Annotated in this window: 12 protein-coding genes, 1 tRNA gene and 1 other RNA gene; 12 read left to right on the top strand and 2 right to left on the bottom strand. The window is 43.8% G+C overall.

Going from position 1 to position 16,002, the window contains the following annotated elements; all coding sequences use genetic code 11:
• Nucleotides 1–16: 16 nt before the first annotated feature.
• Nucleotides 17–613, bottom strand: a complete 597-nt coding sequence (clpP, locus tag ACQQ6X_RS23245) for an ATP-dependent Clp endopeptidase proteolytic subunit ClpP (RefSeq protein WP_013368815.1) — start codon at nt 611–613, stop codon at nt 17–19.
• Nucleotides 614–822: 209 nt separating this feature from the next.
• A tRNA-Arg gene (locus tag ACQQ6X_RS23250) sits at nt 823–897 on the bottom strand.
• Between the two features lie 260 nt (nt 898–1,157).
• Here ACQQ6X_RS23250 and ACQQ6X_RS23255 point away from each other — a divergent pair.
• The 12 genes from ACQQ6X_RS23255 (at nt 1,158) to ACQQ6X_RS23310 (ending at nt 15,985) form a co-directional block, all read left to right on the top strand.
• Nucleotides 1,158–2,195: a sugar-binding transcriptional regulator gene (locus ACQQ6X_RS23255; RefSeq protein ID WP_063212519.1), complete on the top strand. Its 1,038-nt coding sequence runs from the start codon at nt 1,158–1,160 to the stop codon at nt 2,193–2,195.
• A 92-nt stretch (nt 2,196–2,287) separates the two neighbouring features.
• Nucleotides 2,288–3,298, top strand: coding sequence for a type I glyceraldehyde-3-phosphate dehydrogenase (gene gap / locus ACQQ6X_RS23260; protein ID WP_149035007.1), 1,011 nt, complete (start codon nt 2,288–2,290; stop codon nt 3,296–3,298).
• Between the two features lie 123 nt (nt 3,299–3,421).
• Nucleotides 3,422–4,603: a phosphoglycerate kinase gene (locus tag ACQQ6X_RS23265; RefSeq protein ID WP_064797356.1), complete on the top strand. Its 1,182-nt coding sequence runs from the start codon at nt 3,422–3,424 to the stop codon at nt 4,601–4,603.
• Nucleotides 4,604–4,662: 59 nt separating this feature from the next.
• Nucleotides 4,663–5,415, top strand: a complete 753-nt coding sequence (gene tpiA, locus ACQQ6X_RS23270; RefSeq protein WP_063212522.1) for a triose-phosphate isomerase — start codon at nt 4,663–4,665, stop codon at nt 5,413–5,415.
• Nucleotide 5,416: 1 nt separating this feature from the next.
• Nucleotides 5,417–6,961 (top strand): 2,3-bisphosphoglycerate-independent phosphoglycerate mutase, encoded by a 1,545-nt coding sequence (gene gpmI / locus ACQQ6X_RS23275; RefSeq protein WP_305167234.1) that lies wholly within the window; start codon nt 5,417–5,419, stop codon nt 6,959–6,961.
• A 63-nt stretch (nt 6,962–7,024) separates the two neighbouring features.
• Complete coding sequence (gene eno, locus ACQQ6X_RS23280; protein ID WP_063212524.1) at nt 7,025–8,311, top strand: phosphopyruvate hydratase; 1,287 nt, start codon at nt 7,025–7,027, stop codon at nt 8,309–8,311.
• 329 nt (nt 8,312–8,640) lie between these two features.
• Nucleotides 8,641–8,874: a preprotein translocase subunit SecG gene (secG, locus tag ACQQ6X_RS23285; protein ID WP_063212525.1), complete on the top strand. Its 234-nt coding sequence runs from the start codon at nt 8,641–8,643 to the stop codon at nt 8,872–8,874.
• 189 nt (nt 8,875–9,063) lie between these two features.
• Nucleotides 9,064–11,670: a ribonuclease R gene (rnr, locus tag ACQQ6X_RS23290; protein ID WP_305167235.1), complete on the top strand. Its 2,607-nt coding sequence runs from the start codon at nt 9,064–9,066 to the stop codon at nt 11,668–11,670.
• A 260-nt stretch (nt 11,671–11,930) separates the two neighbouring features.
• A complete protein-coding gene (gene smpB, locus ACQQ6X_RS23295; RefSeq protein ID WP_305167236.1) occupies nt 11,931–12,410 on the top strand; it encodes an SsrA-binding protein SmpB in 480 nt (159 codons plus the stop codon).
• A gap of 258 nt (nt 12,411–12,668) precedes the next feature.
• Nucleotides 12,669–13,033, top strand: a transfer-messenger RNA (tmRNA) gene (gene ssrA / locus ACQQ6X_RS23300).
• 254 nt (nt 13,034–13,287) lie between these two features.
• Nucleotides 13,288–14,781 (top strand): type I restriction-modification system subunit M, encoded by a 1,494-nt coding sequence (locus ACQQ6X_RS23305; protein WP_305167237.1) that lies wholly within the window; start codon nt 13,288–13,290, stop codon nt 14,779–14,781.
• Nucleotides 14,774–15,985, top strand: coding sequence for a restriction endonuclease subunit S (locus ACQQ6X_RS23310; protein WP_305167238.1), 1,212 nt, complete (start codon nt 14,774–14,776; stop codon nt 15,983–15,985). Before ACQQ6X_RS23305 ends, ACQQ6X_RS23310 begins: the two co-directional genes overlap by 8 nt.
• The last annotated feature ends 17 nt before the right edge of the window (nt 15,986–16,002 follow it).

Genomic DNA, 16,002 nt, shown 5'->3' on the forward strand with positions numbered 1-16,002 from the left:
AGGTAAATTACTTTTCTTATACACCTTCTGGAGAGGAGCTAGTTAACACTTTATCAATAATACCGTATTCTTTGGCATCATCAGCGGACATGAAATAGTCACGGTCTGTGTCTTTTTCGATGCGTTCCAGTGGTTGACCTGTGCGATCTGCGAGAATGCGATTCAATTTGTCACGCATTTTCAAAATGCGACGGGCGCGAATTTCGATATCCGTTGCCTGTCCTTGTGCCCCACCCAGTGGTTGGTGAATCATAATTTCACTGTTTGGCAAGGCAAAACGTTTGCCCTTGGCACCTGCATTCAGCAAGAAAGCACCCATGGAAGCAGCCATACCTACACAAATTGTAGATACATCAGGTTTAATGTATTGCATCGTATCGAAAATGGCCATACCAGCTGTGATGGAACCGCCAGGACTGTTAATATACAAGTGAATGTCTTTTTCAGGATCTTCAGCAGCCAAAAACAGCATTTGTGCAATAATTGAGTTGGCTACAACGTCATTGACGTCCGAGCCCAACAAAATAATGCGATCCTTCAACAATCTGGAATAAATGTCATAGGCGCGTTCGCCGCGGTTACTTTGCTCTACTACCATAGGAACATAGCTCACGTCAAAAAACCTCCCTTAAATATCATTAGTGGATTTGGTGGATATGCCAAATTACATATCCCTTTTATAAACTGTTACCGTATTAACCACATGATAAACAATTTCAAACAAAAAGTCAAAGAAAGTCAAACTATTGATTAAAAAAAAGAGCACTTAGCGCTCTTGTTGGTTAAAAATATTATATGGAACAATTAGTCAATTGTATAAAATGGCGCGCCCGCGAGGAATCGAACCTCGATCTCAGGCTCCGGAGGCCTACGTCATATCCGTTGGACCACGGGCGCACAAATGAATCACAACAAGCAACCAACTAATTAATTGGAAACAAAGATGATTATATGATATACGGCATTGAATTGCAAGCTTTTATTACGTGCGCATATTCACATAAAAAGTTGAGAAATATAGGATCAGATAGACTTGCATGTGAAGCAAATATTGGTTAAGATAGACGTGGGACTTAAAAAGTTATCCCGGGACATTTTAAGACCAGTTAGAGATATAGCATAGAGATAGAACTTAGAAGTGTGCGGGAGTGGAAAGCATGCGAAAGATATTAGAAATACAGAAGCAGCTTCTGCCCGACCTCATGGATGTTTTGAAAAAAAGGTACACGATCCTGCATCAGATTATGTTGTCCGAAGTGATTGGACGCAGAACACTGGCAGCTTCACTGGACATGACCGAGCGCGTACTGCGCGCTGAGACCGATCTCCTTAAAGCGCAAGGGTTAATTGAGATTGAGAGTGTAGGCATGAAGGTGAGCAAAGCAGGACTGGATCTGCTAGAACAGCTGGAGCCGATAGCGAACAACTTGTTCGGCCTGTCCCAATTGGAGGATCAGATTCGTCAAGCCTATGGCTTGAGGAAGGTGGTTGTCGTTCCAGGGGATTCGGACGCTTCACCGTTAGCGAAGCAGGAACTGGGCCGTGCGGGCGCAAAGGCGCTGCTGAGTGTTATGGATGACGAGGACGTGGTCGCTGTAACAGGTGGCACGACGATTGCAGATGTAGCGGAACAACTGACATTACCTGCTAACGGCCCGCTTAAGGGTGGATGGTTCGTTCCGGCACGCGGAGGTTTGGGAGAGAGCATGGAAATGCAGGCAAATACAATTGCTTCCACGATGGCTCGCAAGGTCGGCGCTCAATACCGTCTGCTCCATGTACCGGATTTGCTCAGCAATCATGCTTACAACTCCTTGCTTGAGGATACGAATATTCAGGATATATTGAGCCTGATTCGAGAGAGTCGTATTATCATTCACGGGATAGGCAACGCCATAGCAATGGCCCACAGACGCAAGCTTGACCCTGAAACCTTTGCCCAGATCAGCAATGAGGGCGCGGTTGCCGAATCGTTTGGCTATTATTTTAACGAAGACGGCGTCGTTGTTCACAGAATGCTGACGCTTGGACTCCGATTGGAGGACATCAGGCGTACGGAGACGGTGCTGGGTGTGGCTGGAGGCAAGAGCAAGGCGGCTGCTATTCATGCAGTACTCCGTTTCGGGCAGGAAGACATTCTTGTCACCGACGAAGGCGCTGCTGCCGAGATTGTAAGCCGTTATTTAAGGAATTAATATGATTTTTTAATTGTGTTGTCTTGACGGGCTTTCGGGTCTGTCTTGAATATATAAAATTAAACTAAACGAACTTTGGGAGGAACTCACTCATGACAGTTAAAGTTGGTATTAACGGTTTCGGACGTATTGGACGCCTTGCTTTCCGCCGTATTCAAGACGTGGAAGGTATTGAAGTAGTAGCAATTAACGACTTGACAGATTCCAAAATGCTGGCACATCTGTTGAAATATGATACAACACAAGGTACTTTCCAAGGGGAAGTAGAAGTACATGACGGTTTCTTCAAAGTAAACGGTAAAGAAGTTAAAGTTTTGGCTAATCGCAACCCTGAAGAACTGCCTTGGGGAGACCTGGGTGTAGACATCGTTCTGGAATGCACAGGCTTCTTCACAACTAAAGAAGCTGCTGAGAAACATTTGAAAGGCGGCGCTAAAAAAGTTGTTATCTCCGCTCCAGCTACTGGCGACATGAAAACTGTCGTTTACAACGTAAACCATGAAATTCTGGACGGAACTGAAACTGTAATTTCCGGTGCTTCTTGCACAACTAACTGCTTGGCTCCTATGGCTAAAACACTGCAAGACAAATTTGGTATCGTTGAAGGCTTGATGACTACCATTCACGCTTACACTGGCGACCAAAACACTTTGGATGCTCCACATGCTAAAGGTGACTTCCGTCGTGCTCGCGCAGCAGCTGAAAACATCATCCCTAACACTACTGGTGCTGCTAAAGCAATCGGTCTGGTTATCCCTGAGCTGAAAGGTAAATTGGACGGTGCAGCTCAACGCGTTCCAGTACCAACAGGTTCCCTGACTGAGCTGGTAACAGTTTTGGAGAAAAACGTAACTGCTGAAGAAATCAACGCAGCGATGAAAGAAGCTTCCGATCCTGAAACTTACGGATACACTGAAGATCAAATCGTTTCTTCTGACATCAAAGGTTTGACTTTCGGTTCCTTGTTTGATGCAACTCAAACTAAAGTTCTGACTGTTGGCGACAAACAACTGGTTAAAACTGTAGCTTGGTACGACAATGAAATGTCCTACACTGCACAATTGATCCGTACGTTGGAATACTTCGCTAAATTGGCTAAATAAGAATTTTCTTATCCAGCAACATCATAGAGCGGAAACAGGTGTTATTGTTTCCGCTCTTTATATATCAAAATGTGCCTTAAATTCCTGTTTCGTAAAATTATAAGGGTGCGGAGGAATATGGAGATGAACAAAAAGAGCGTACGTGATATAGAACTGAATGGAAAACGGGTGTTTGTTCGTGTAGATTTTAACGTTCCGGTTGAGGATGGTAAAATTACAGATGACAAGCGTATTCGCGAAACCTTGCCAACCATTAACTACCTGATTGAAAAAGGTGCAAAAGTTATTTTGGCAAGTCACTTTGGACGTCCAAAGGGTCAAGTGGTTGAATCCATGCGTCTGACTGCTGCTGGTGTGCGTTTGTCAGAACTGCTCAATAAGCCTGTTGTTAAGGTGGATGAAGCAGTTGGTGAGGCTGTTAAAGCGAAAGTAGCTGAACTGAAAAACGGTGATGTGCTATTGCTTGAAAATGTACGCTTCTACCCAGGAGAAGAGAAAAATGATCCTGAACTGGCTAAGCAATTTGCTGAACTGGCTGACATTTTCGTGAATGATGCATTTGGTGCAGCACACCGTGCTCATGCTTCAACAGAAGGTATCGCGCATTTCCTTCCGGCTGTTTCCGGCTTGCTGATGGAAAAAGAGTTGTCTGTCATTGGTAAAGCTCTGTCCAATCCAGATCGTCCTTTTACAGCCATTATTGGTGGTTCCAAAGTAAAAGACAAAATCGATGTCATCGACAACCTGCTGAACATTGCAGATAACGTAATTATTGGCGGCGGTTTGACTTATACATTCTTCAAAGCTCAAGGTTATGAAGTAGGTCAATCTTTGCTGGATGAATCCAAACTGGACGTAGCTCTTGGATTTATTGAAAAAGCGAAGAAGCTCGGCAAAAACTTCTACCTTCCTGTGGATATCGTTATTTCTGACGATTTCAGTGCTACAGCTAACACAAACATCGTGGATATCGACGGCATTCCTGCAGATTGGGAAGGCGTGGATATCGGACCGAAAACTCGTAAAATCTATGCAGATGTTATCAAAAACTCCAAATTGGTTGTTTGGAATGGACCAATGGGTGTATTTGAAATCGAGCCTTTCGCTGGCGGTACTCGTGAAGTAGCAGAAGCATGCGCAACAACAGATGCATACACCATCATTGGTGGCGGTGACTCTGCGGCAGCAGCTGAAAAATTCCACTTGGCTGACAAAATGGATCATATTTCCACTGGCGGCGGCGCATCCCTGGAATTCATGGAAGGCAAAGCACTTCCAGGTGTTGTTGCACTTAACGATAAATAATCAAACGCATTGCGCGTAATAAAGGCTTTAGGGCACCTAATAGTTAGGAGTTGAAACCATTGAGAACACCGATTATCGCGGGTAACTGGAAGATGTTTAAAACCGTACCAGAAGCTAAAACCTTCATCGAAGAGATCAAAGGTAAAGCAGAGGTTGCAGGAGTGGAGAGCGTTATCTGTGCTCCATTTACAAATCTTCCTGCTCTGGTTGAAGCAGTAAAAGGTACATCTATTAAAATTGGCGCACAAAATCTGCATTTTGCAGAAGATGGTGCGTTTACAGGTGAAATCAGCGGCAGAATGTTGCAAGACCTGGGTGTAGATTACGTTGTAATCGGACACTCTGAGCGCCGTGAGTATTTCAACGAAACAGACGAAACAGTGAACAAAAAGATTCATGCAGCATTCCGTCACAGCCTGACTCCAATCGTATGTGTAGGCGAAAAGCTGGAAGAACGTGAAGCAGGTCAAACCAAAGAAGTTGTCAAAGTACAAACTGTAGCAGCTTTTGCTGGTCTGGCTAAGGATCAAGCGGCACAAGTCGTGGTTGCTTATGAGCCAATCTGGGCTATCGGAACAGGCAAATCCTCTACTTCGCAGGATGCGAATGAAGTGATTTCCTACATCCGTAGTCTGATTAAAGAGCTGTACGATGAAAATACAGCAAATGCTGTACGTATTCAGTACGGTGGCAGTGTAAAACCTGAAAATGTTACTGAGTACCTGGGTCAAAGCGATATCGACGGCGCGCTCGTGGGCGGTGCCAGTCTTCAACCGGCGTCGTACATCGCGCTTGTTGAGGGGGCGAAGTAAGATGACAGCACCAAAACCGGTAGCTTTAATTATTATGGACGGATTCGGACTGCGTGACACTGTGGAAGGCAATGCGGTTGCACAGGCCAACAAACCGAATTACGACCGGTATTTAAAACAGTATCCACATGCAACCTTGACGGCTTCTGGCGAAGCAGTGGGTCTGCCGGAAGGACAAATGGGTAACTCCGAAGTAGGTCACTTGAACATCGGCGCAGGCCGAATTGTATATCAAGACTTGACTCGTATTTCGAAGTCCATCCGTGAAGGCGAGTTCTTCAACAATGAAACACTGGTTAAAGCTGTGCAGCATGCGAAGAAGAACAACACTAAGCTTCATCTGTACGGACTTCTGTCCGACGGGGGTGTGCATAGCCATATCAGCCATCTGTTTGCGATGCTGGATCTGGCTAAAAAAGAAGGATTAACTGAAGTGTACATTCATGCTTTCATGGATGGACGCGACGTTATGCCTGACAGCGGCGTAGGCTTCATGCAGCAACTGATCGCTAAAATTCAGGAAGTGGGCATTGGCCAAATCGCGACCGTACAAGGACGCTATTATGCCATGGACCGCGACAAACGTTGGGAACGTGTTGAGAAGTCTTACCGTGCAATCGTATACGGTGAAGGTCCTCAATATACTGACCCACTCGAAGCATTGAAGGAATCGTATGAAAAATCAGTATTCGATGAATTCGTGGAGCCAACAGTTATTGTGAAGGCTGATGGAAGCCCTGTAGGGCTGGTCGAAAGCAATGACTCTGTTATTTTCCTGAATTTCCGTCCTGACCGTGCGATTCAATTGTCTCAAGTATTTACCAATGAAGATTTCCGTGGTTTTGACCGTGGGCCGAAATGGCCTAAGGATCTGCACTTTGTTTGCCTGACCCTGTTCAGTGAAACGGTCGGAGGATTTGTTGCCTATGAACCGAAAAACCTGGACAATACGTTTGGCGAAGTGCTGGTACAAAACAACAAAAAGCAATTGCGTATTGCTGAGACAGAAAAGTATCCGCACGTTACTTTCTTTTTCAGTGGCGGACGCGATGTGGAGCTTCCTGGCGAAACTCGTATTTTGATCAACTCGCCTAAAGTGGCTACATATGATCTGAAGCCTGAAATGAGTGCGTACGAAGTGGCGGATGCTGCTGTTAAGGAAATCGAAGCCGACAAGCATGATGCGATTATCCTGAACTTTGCCAATCCGGATATGGTTGGACACTCCGGTATGCTGGAACCAACAATTAAGGCAGTAGAGACGACGGATGAATGTGTTGGACGTGTTGTAGATGCAGTTAAAGCCAAAGGCGGCGTGGTAATTATCATCGCTGACCATGGTAACGCGGATATGGAAATTGATGAGCAGGGACGTCCGTTCACCGCTCACACAACGAATCCGGTTCCATTCATTTTGACTGATGAAAATATTGTTCTGCGTGAGCATGGAATTCTGGCTGACGTAGCTCCAACGCTTCTGGATTTGATGCAGCTTCCGCAACCTGCGGAAATGACAGGAAAATCTATGATTGCATCCCGCAAGTAAGCTTGATTTAATAAGTATAGGCTTGGCCAATAAATTATGAATTACAAAGGAGATTAAGTACAAATGACTATTATTTCTGACGTGTACGCTCGCGAAGTCCTCGACTCCCGTGGTAACCCTACAGTTGAAGTTGAAGTATATCTGGAATCCGGTGCGATTGGTCGCGCTATCGTTCCTTCTGGTGCCTCCACAGGCGCTCACGAAGCTGTAGAGCTTCGCGATAACGACAAATCCCGTTACCTGGGTAAAGGCGTTCTGCAAGCTGTTAAAAACGTGAACGAAATTATTGCTCCTGAAGTAATCGGCTTGGATGCTGTGAACCAAGTAGAAATCGATACACTGATGATCAAATTGGATGGTACTCCAAACAAAGGTAAACTGGGTGCAAATGCAATTCTGGCTGTATCCATGGCTGTAGCTCGCGCTGCTGCTGAAGCTCTGGGCTTGCCATTGTACACTTACCTGGGCGGATTCAACGCTAAACAATTGCCAGTACCAATGATGAACATCGTTAACGGTGGCGCTCATGCCGACAACAACGTTGACGTACAAGAATTCATGGTTCTGCCTGTAGGCGCTCCTACATTCAAAGAAGCTCTGCGTGTTGGTGCAGAAATCTTCCACAACCTGAAATCCGTACTGAATTCCAAAGGTTTGAACACAGCTGTTGGTGATGAAGGTGGTTTTGCTCCTAACTTCAAATCCAATGAAGAAGCTCTGTCCACTATTATCGAAGCGATCGAAAAAGCTGGTTACAAACCAGGTGTTGACGTATTCCTCGGTATGGACGTTGCCTCCACTGAGTTCTTCAAAGATGGAAAATACACTCTGGAAGGCGAAGGCAAATCCTTCACTTCTGCTGAGTTCGTTGACCTGCTTGCTTCTTGGGTTGATAAATACCCAATCATCACTATTGAAGATGGTTGCTCCGAAGACGACTGGGAAGGTTGGAAATTGCTCACTGAAAAACTGGGCAACAAAATCCAATTGGTTGGTGACGACCTGTTCGTAACTAACACAGAGCGTCTGGCTAAAGGTATTGAAGAAAACATCGGTAACTCCATCCTGATCAAAGTAAACCAAATCGGTACGCTGACTGAAACATTCGATGCTATCGAATTGGCTAAACGTGCAGGATACACAGCTGTAATCTCTCACCGTTCCGGTGAATCCGAAGACAGCACAATCGCTGATATCGCTGTTGCAACAAATGCAGGCCAAATCAAGACAGGTGCTCCTTCCCGTACTGACCGTATTGCGAAGTACAACCAATTGCTCCGCATTGAGGATCAACTGGGTGAACTGGCTCAATACCACGGCCTGAAATCTTTCTACAACCTGAAAAAATAATATTGCTAAAAATGCTGATAGCACCTCGGGTCTATGATTTAGGATCATAGTGCCAGAATGCTTGAAGCTTTTACGCATGAATAAAACAGATCTGCTCGTATATGGCGAGCAGATCTGTTTTTTGTTATAAATAATGCATATATAATCTACAGAGGCTGATGGCTAGATGTCTTGTTGTAGCTGTTGTTATCTACTGGAAGCTGTGGTAGAATGAAAATAGTGTTTTGCGTTAATTTCCGGCTATTTATAGCATGATAAGTGCGTGTTTTCATAAAAGAGGCTGTGTTGTTTTGCAAAACAGATGTATAAGCTCAGGAGGTGGATTTTTCATGGAAATCTTTTTGAAAGTGCTGCTCGTTGTGTTCTCGATTGCTGTTATTGCAGTTGTGTTACTGCAAAAGGGGAAAAGCGCAGGTTTGTCCGGTGCCATCTCTGGCGGTGCTGAGCATCTGTTCGGCAAGACAAAAGCTCGCGGTATGGATTTGATCTTACAACGCATTACTGCCGTTTTAGGTGCATGTTTTATGATCGTTGCCGTTATGGTTGCATTTTTTGCAAAATAAGATAAATACAAACCTTAAGCCTTCGTTTCACAGGAAACGGGGGCTTTTTTGGATTTTGTACAGGCAGGGATGCCTTCGATTGAATTCGTGTATACTAGGGTATGAGTATATTAAGAGTCTTGTATTCAGGAACAAGGAACATGCGGATTTATTACTGAAAATTAAAGGTCACCCGAGGTGGACAAAATTATGATAACAGAGCAACAACTACTTGATTTTATGCGCGAGACCGCATACAAGCCGATGACATACCAGGAGCTAGAACAACATTTTGAAATTAAGGATGCAGAAGAGTTTCGCGAATTCCTTAAGCTCTTGAACGCATTGGAGGAAGACGGGAAAATTCTGCTGACCCGCACAAACCGTTATGGTGTTCCAGAACGGATGGATTTGCAGCGCGGGCGCTTGCAGGCTCATGCCAAGGGCTTTGCTTTTTTGATTCCAGAGGACCGGGAGCACCCGGATGTATACATTCATGCCAACGACTTAAAGAGTGCAATGAATGGAGATACGGTACTGGTAAGAGTGACGTCAAAGGGACCTGCGGGTGGCCGTTTAGAAGGAGAAGTAGTGCGAATCGTGAAGCGCGCAGTGCTTCAGGTCGTCGGTGTGTTTCAGAGCCACGAAGCATACGGTTTTGTTTTGCCCGATGATAAACGTATTAACCGGGACATTTTTATTCCTAAGGACAGCTTCAATGGAGCCGTAAACGGGCAAAAAGTCGTTGTGCGCATTGTGAGCTATCCGGAAGGACGGGCAGCGGCGGAAGGTGAAGTGCTGGAGGTGCTGGGCCATAAGGATGATCCGGGCGTTGACATCTTGTCCGTTATTCGCAAGCATCAGCTCCCGGAAGCTTTTCCGGATGAAGTGATGGCAGAAGCGGATCAGGCTCCTGATGCGATTACGGAAGAAGAGATTATACGTCAGGGACGCCGTGATTTGCGCGATAAAATCATTGTTACCATTGACGGTGAGGATGCCAAAGACCTCGATGATGCGGTTAATGTAGAGCGCTTGCCGAACGGGAACTACCGTCTGGGCGTTCATATTGCCGATGTAGGGTATTATGTGCGTGAGAACTCCAAGCTGGATCAGGAGGCATATAACCGCGGCTGTAGCGTGTATCTGGTTGACCGTGTCATTCCGATGCTTCCTCATCGACTTTCAAACGGAATTTGTTCATTGAATCCTCAGGTGGATCGACTGACTTTATCCTGTGAGATGGAATTCAATGAGCATATGAAGGTCGTAAAACATGATATTTTCACCAGTGTGATTAAAACGAAGGAACGGATGACCTATACTAACGTTCGCAAAATCCTCGAAGAGGAAGATGCAGAACTGATGGAACGGTACAAGGACCTGGTTGATGTGTTTCACACAATGAAGGAATTAGCATTGAAGCTGCGTGCGAATCGGATGCGCCGGGGTGCGGTTGATTTTGACTTTGATGAGGCCAAAGTGATTGTAGATGATGAAGGCAAAGCTGTCGATATTGTGAAAAGGGATCGTACGATAGCCGAACAAATTATCGAAGAGTTTATGCTGGCGGCCAATGAAACGGTAGCCGAACATTTTCACTGGCTCAAGGTACCGTTTTTGTACCGGATTCATGAGGACCCTGATCCAGAGAAGCTGCAAAACTTTATGGCTTTTGCAGCTAATTTTGGTCATCATATCAAAGGTCGGGGAAATTCCATTCATCCGCGTGCACTCCAAACGTTACTGGAAGATATTCAGGGCACGAAGGAGCAAACGGTGCTTAGCACGATGATGCTGCGTTCGATGAAGCAGGCTAAGTATGATGCGGAGTCTACAGGACACTTTGGACTAGCTGCGGAGTATTACTCTCATTTTACATCGCCGATTCGTCGTTACCCTGACTTGGTAATTCACCGTGTCATTCGTGAGGTATTGGAGAATGGTGGGGCTTTAACAGCCGAGAGACAGGAATATTTGACTGCACGTATGCCTGATATTGCACAGCAGTCTTCCGAGCGTGAACGTGTAGCTGTGGACGCAGAACGTGATACAGAGCAGATGAAAAAGGCTGAATATATGCTGGATAAGGTCGGCGAGGAATTCGAAGGAATTATCAGCAGTGTAACCAGCTTTGGGATGTTCATTGAGCTGGACAACACAGTCGAAGGGCTGACACGTCTGAGTGCGCTTACGGACGATTTTTACCATTTTGATGAGCAGCACATGGCCTTGATCGGCGAACGCACCTCCAAGGTATTCCGCATTGGGGATGAGGTTAAGGTTCGTGTCGGGCGCGTAAATATGGATGACTACACGATTGACTTTGAACTCGTCGATATGAAGCAGCGACAACGCCGTGAACGAACGGGTGGCTCTGGACAACGCGGAGATTTTGCACGTGGCGAGAGCCGTGGTAAAGGCAGAGGACGAGAAGGACATGACCGCAAGGGCGGTAAGGAAAAGGCTGGTAGAGAGCGTAAAGGCGGTCGTGAGGCGGCTGGGAAGCCCAAAGAGGGCGGCAACGGAGGTATCAGCATCGCAGGTCGCACAGGTCGTGGTGGTGGAAACGGTGCTGGAACAGGCTCGACAGGCAGCTTCGGCTTTGGTAGTGGCAAAGGTGGATACAATTCGCCGGTAACGGGCACAAGCAAGCGACGGAAAAAGACGTCCGCCAGCGGGATATTTATTGGAGATGCAGCTACCCCAGGTAGTGATGCTAGATCAGGCGGTGAAGGTCCACGTCGGAAGCGGAAAAAAAAGGGTGGCAACGGTGGGAATAGCACCGCTGCGTTTGTACGGAAAAAGAAGAAGTAGGCTGAAACAACTTACTTTTTAGGCGACTAGAGCTTCTCAAGAGCAGTGGACGATGCTAAATGGAGGCTTAGGTATATAAGCGGTTTCTGTCTGTAGTAATAGATAGAAGCCGCTTGATTTTAGTGTGCTATTCGTGTAAGTAAAAATGTAGAAGGCTTGATCTTTCTTGCTTTTACCATCTGAAATTTGTTACAATATATTTCTAGAGTGGCTCATTGTAGCTGAATTTCTAGATTGAATTAAGTTAAGGAGTGGTATTCATGGGTAAGAAGGCAGACGGGAAAGTGCTCGCCCAGAACAAAAAAGCTTCCCATGACTATTTTATTGAGGACACCTACGAGGCGGGCATGGTGTTAACGGGAACGGAGATTAAGTCTCTGAGAAATGGTCGCTCTAATATAAGCGATGCTTTTGCTACGATCCGTAATGGCGAAATTCATATTCACAATATGCATATCAGCCCTTTTGAACAAGGTAATCGTAACAATCCGACCGATCCGACGCGTACGCGTAAGCTGTTGCTGCATAAAGAGCAGATACGTAAGCTTATTGGTCTGTCCAAACAGGAAGGCTACACCATCGTGCCGCTGAAGATTTATATTCGCAACGGCTATGCCAAACTGCTGCTTGGACTGGGTAGAGGTAAAAAGCAGTATGATAAGCGAGAAACAGCTGCCAAACGGGATGCACAGCGTGACATCCAACGTGCTCTACGCGAGAAGCAAAAAATTGCGAGATAAGCTGTCTGCTGATTAGGATGGTACAAATTACGTGGATAAGTTACTTGTTCCTGTAATGGTGCTATTTTATCGAGCTACAATGGCTTCAATCCGTTTCGTTATGACATGTAATATGTTATACTAACGTAGTAGTAAGTTTTTAAAGATCTTGGATTTAACTTGATTCGAGTGTGTGTTGAATCTTAGCATTCAGCTTTTGATATTATGCACTTATGCTCCGGTATTTCCGGATTTATCCGTGGAGCCCTTTTATAATAAGGGGGCGTTTATGGATTCGACGGGGATAGTTCGAGCATGGGTAGCGGGTAGTGGGGACGCGTCCACTTCATCAACGCTAAAGCCTATTAAACGGCAAACAACAAAACAACTACGCTTTCGCAGCTTAATAACCTGTGAGCGTGCTCCTCTCCTGCATCGCCCATGTGCCGGATGTAGGGGCTAACCTATAGTGGGATACGCTGTCACATCTCCGCCTGGGGTGTGCTGAAGAAGACAATCAGGCTGACCCAACGTATAGCCGGTTACGGGGCGATACTCGGGTGACATCAAAACTGTGACTACACCCGTAGAAGCTTATGTGTCGTTATCTTCGGACAGGGGTTCGACTCCCCTCGCCTCCATTTAAAAAAACCCGCTCATTGAGCGGGTTTTATTTATTAATAATGAGTGATGAAATGTAATTTAGATGTAGAAACAACAAGGAATCGTCAAGGACTTGTTCAAAGAAGAACTAGAGCTGAAAATGAACTATAACAGATTTTTACATAGTACAAGATGATTGATTATAATCAAAAGGCACTGGTCACACATTTAGTATAAAATAGACCGTAAGAGAAGGTGTCTGCAATAGGTGCCTTAATATAATGGGGGTTACAATATGATTACAGGTGAGATCAAAAACAAGATCGATATTATGTGGACAACATTATGGACAGAGGGAAATACAAACCCTTTAACAAATATTGAGCAATTAACATACTTACTCTTCATTAAAGGCCTAGATGAAGGCGAACTTAAGAAAGAAAACGAAGCAGAATTTTTAGGGCTTGAATATAAAGGGATTTTCTCGGAAATGCCAGCAGACTTCAATGAAGTGCAAAAGAAACACTGGCCAATGATGCGTTGGACACAGTTTAAGAACTTACCAGCCCAAGAAATGTATGAAGTAATGGTGAGTACGATTTTCCCATTCATCAAAACGTTAGGTGGTAAAGAAGAATCTGCATTCTCAAAGTACATGAAAGATGCAATGTTTCAAATTAATAAGCCTGCTACATTACAAAAAGTAGTAACAGCACTTGATAGCATCCCAATGGAAGAGCGCGATACAAAAGGGGACATTTACGAGTACTTATTATCGAAGCTACAACAAGCGGGTACAAACGGTCAATTCCGTACACCACGTCATATCATCAATATGATGGTAGAACTCATGAAGCCGTCACCAGAAGATATCATTATTGATCCGGCAATGGGTTCAGCGGGATTCCTTGTTTCAGCAAGTGAATATTTACGAAAGAACCATCAAGACTTATTTTTAGTACAAGGGTTAAATGAGCATTTCCACAACCACATGTTCTATGGTAACGATATGGATACAACGATGTTACGTATTGGGGCTATGAACATGATGTTGCACGGGGTAGACGCTCCAAATATTGATTATCGTGATTCACTATCTGAGGAAAATAAAGATGAGGATAAATACACATTAGTACTAGCGAATCCACCATTTAAAGGATCATTAGACTATGATGCTGTATCGAATGACTTGTTAAAAGTAGCAAAAACAAAGAAAACAGAGCTATTATTCGTGTTGCTTATTTTACGTACGCTAAAGGCCGGTGGACGTGCTGCTGTGATCGTACCGGATGGCGTTTTGTTCGGCAGTTCAAATGCACATAAAGCCATTCGTAAAGAAATTATCGATAACAATAAGTTAGAAGCGATCATTTCAATGCCAAGTGGCGTATTCAAGCCGTATGCAGGAGTTTCAACAGGTATTATGATTTTCACGAAAACAGGTACAGGTGGAACGGATCACGTATGGTTCTATGATATGAAAGCAGATGGATACTCGTTAGATGATAAACGTGTACCAATCAAAGAGAACGATATTGATGATATTATTGCACGGTTCAGTAACCTACAAGGTGAAGAAAAACGTAAACGTACAGAGCAATCATTCTTTGTGTCAGTGGATGAGATTCGTGAGAAAGGGTTTGACTTGTCGATTAACAAGTATAAGGAGATTGAGTATGAGGAAGTGGAGTATAAAAAGCCTAAAGTTATTATTAATGAAATTCTAACACTTGAGACAGAAGTTCTTAATGACCTTAATGCTCTTAAGGAGTTGTTAGAGGATGAGTAAAATAGAATTTCAAAAAATTAAAGATGTAGCCACCGTTTATTCAGGTACAACTCCAGATACTAAGAATAGTGAAAACTTTCTGGGGGATATAAACTGGTATACCCCTGCAGAGATCAATGGTATAAAACCGGAATATGTATATCATTCTGAAAGAAAGATCACTGAAGAAGCTAGGAGTAAAAAGAGTATACCTTTACTTCCTAAAAATACAATTTTACTTACTTCCAGAGCGCCAATTGGTAAGGTCGCGATAGCAGGGAGTGAATTCTGTACAAATCAAGGATTCAAAAATATTGTTTGTGACGAGAATAAAGTGTTTCCAAAATATTTAGCTTATTGGTTGTCAGATAAAACTGAATATTTAAATAGCCTTGGAAGAGGTGCTACATTTAAAGAAATTTCTAAAAAAATAGTTGAAGAAATTAAGGTCCCTATCCCTAGTATTGAAGTGCAAAAACAGGCAGCTATCGTATTGGAAAATCTCAATAATATTATAGAAAAACGCCAATCCCAAATCACAGCATTAGACGAATTAACACAAAGTTTGTTTTTAGAGATGTTTGGAGATCCAATTCAAAATATAAAAAAATTCAAGCAGATGCCAATAAAAAATGTTATATCGGACATACAAACAGGGTGGAGCCCTGTTGCTAGTAAAGAACCAGCTACTAATAATGAACCAGGAGTTTTGAAACTAAGTGCTGTTACAGGAGGCAGGTATAACTTTAAAGAAAATAAAAAGTTACTTGATGGGACACCTTTTAAAAGTGAGTATGAAGTGAATGTCGGGGATATCCTTTTAACAAGAAAGAATACAAAAGAGTTAGTTGGGGCTTGTTCCTATATATTTGAAACGTCTTCAAAACTGATGTTTTCTGACTTAATATTTAAATTAATTATTAAGAATATAACTTTGATAGAACCGATTTATCTATGGAGATTATTGAATAACAATTCAATGAAAAAAGAATTAAGTAAACTAGCATCGGGTAGTTCAGGGTCGATGCCTAATATATCTAAGAAAAATTTAAATGAGCTTCTAATTGTAGTACCTCCTATTGAATTACAGAAGGAATTTGTTAATAAAATTATTTCTTTAGAAAAGATAAGAAATGATTTTATTAACAGCCTATCTTCATATGAAATATTATACAATTCCCTACTCCAAAAAGCCTTCAAAGGCGAGCTCTTCCAAGAACAATAACTATCTAGCATAGGAGA

The organism is Paenibacillus ottowii, assembly GCF_050516475.1.
Taxonomy (GTDB): domain Bacteria; phylum Bacillota; class Bacilli; order Paenibacillales; family Paenibacillaceae; genus Paenibacillus; species Paenibacillus ottowii.

Coding starts and splice junctions, on each gene's coding strand:
- rnr (WP_305167235.1), top strand. CDS start 9,064: ATGATAACAGAGCAACAACTACTTGATTTTATGCGCGAGACCGCATAC.
- gpmI (WP_305167234.1), top strand. CDS start 5,417: ATGACAGCACCAAAACCGGTAGCTTTAATTATTATGGACGGATTCGGA.
- secG (WP_063212525.1), top strand. CDS start 8,641: ATGGAAATCTTTTTGAAAGTGCTGCTCGTTGTGTTCTCGATTGCTGTT.
- ACQQ6X_RS23265 (WP_064797356.1), top strand. CDS start 3,422: ATGAACAAAAAGAGCGTACGTGATATAGAACTGAATGGAAAACGGGTG.
- eno (WP_063212524.1), top strand. CDS start 7,025: ATGACTATTATTTCTGACGTGTACGCTCGCGAAGTCCTCGACTCCCGT.
- ACQQ6X_RS23255 (WP_063212519.1), top strand. CDS start 1,158: ATGCGAAAGATATTAGAAATACAGAAGCAGCTTCTGCCCGACCTCATG.
- smpB (WP_305167236.1), top strand. CDS start 11,931: ATGGGTAAGAAGGCAGACGGGAAAGTGCTCGCCCAGAACAAAAAAGCT.
- ACQQ6X_RS23305 (WP_305167237.1), top strand. CDS start 13,288: ATGATTACAGGTGAGATCAAAAACAAGATCGATATTATGTGGACAACA.
- ACQQ6X_RS23310 (WP_305167238.1), top strand. CDS start 14,774: ATGAGTAAAATAGAATTTCAAAAAATTAAAGATGTAGCCACCGTTTAT.
- gap (WP_149035007.1), top strand. CDS start 2,288: ATGACAGTTAAAGTTGGTATTAACGGTTTCGGACGTATTGGACGCCTT.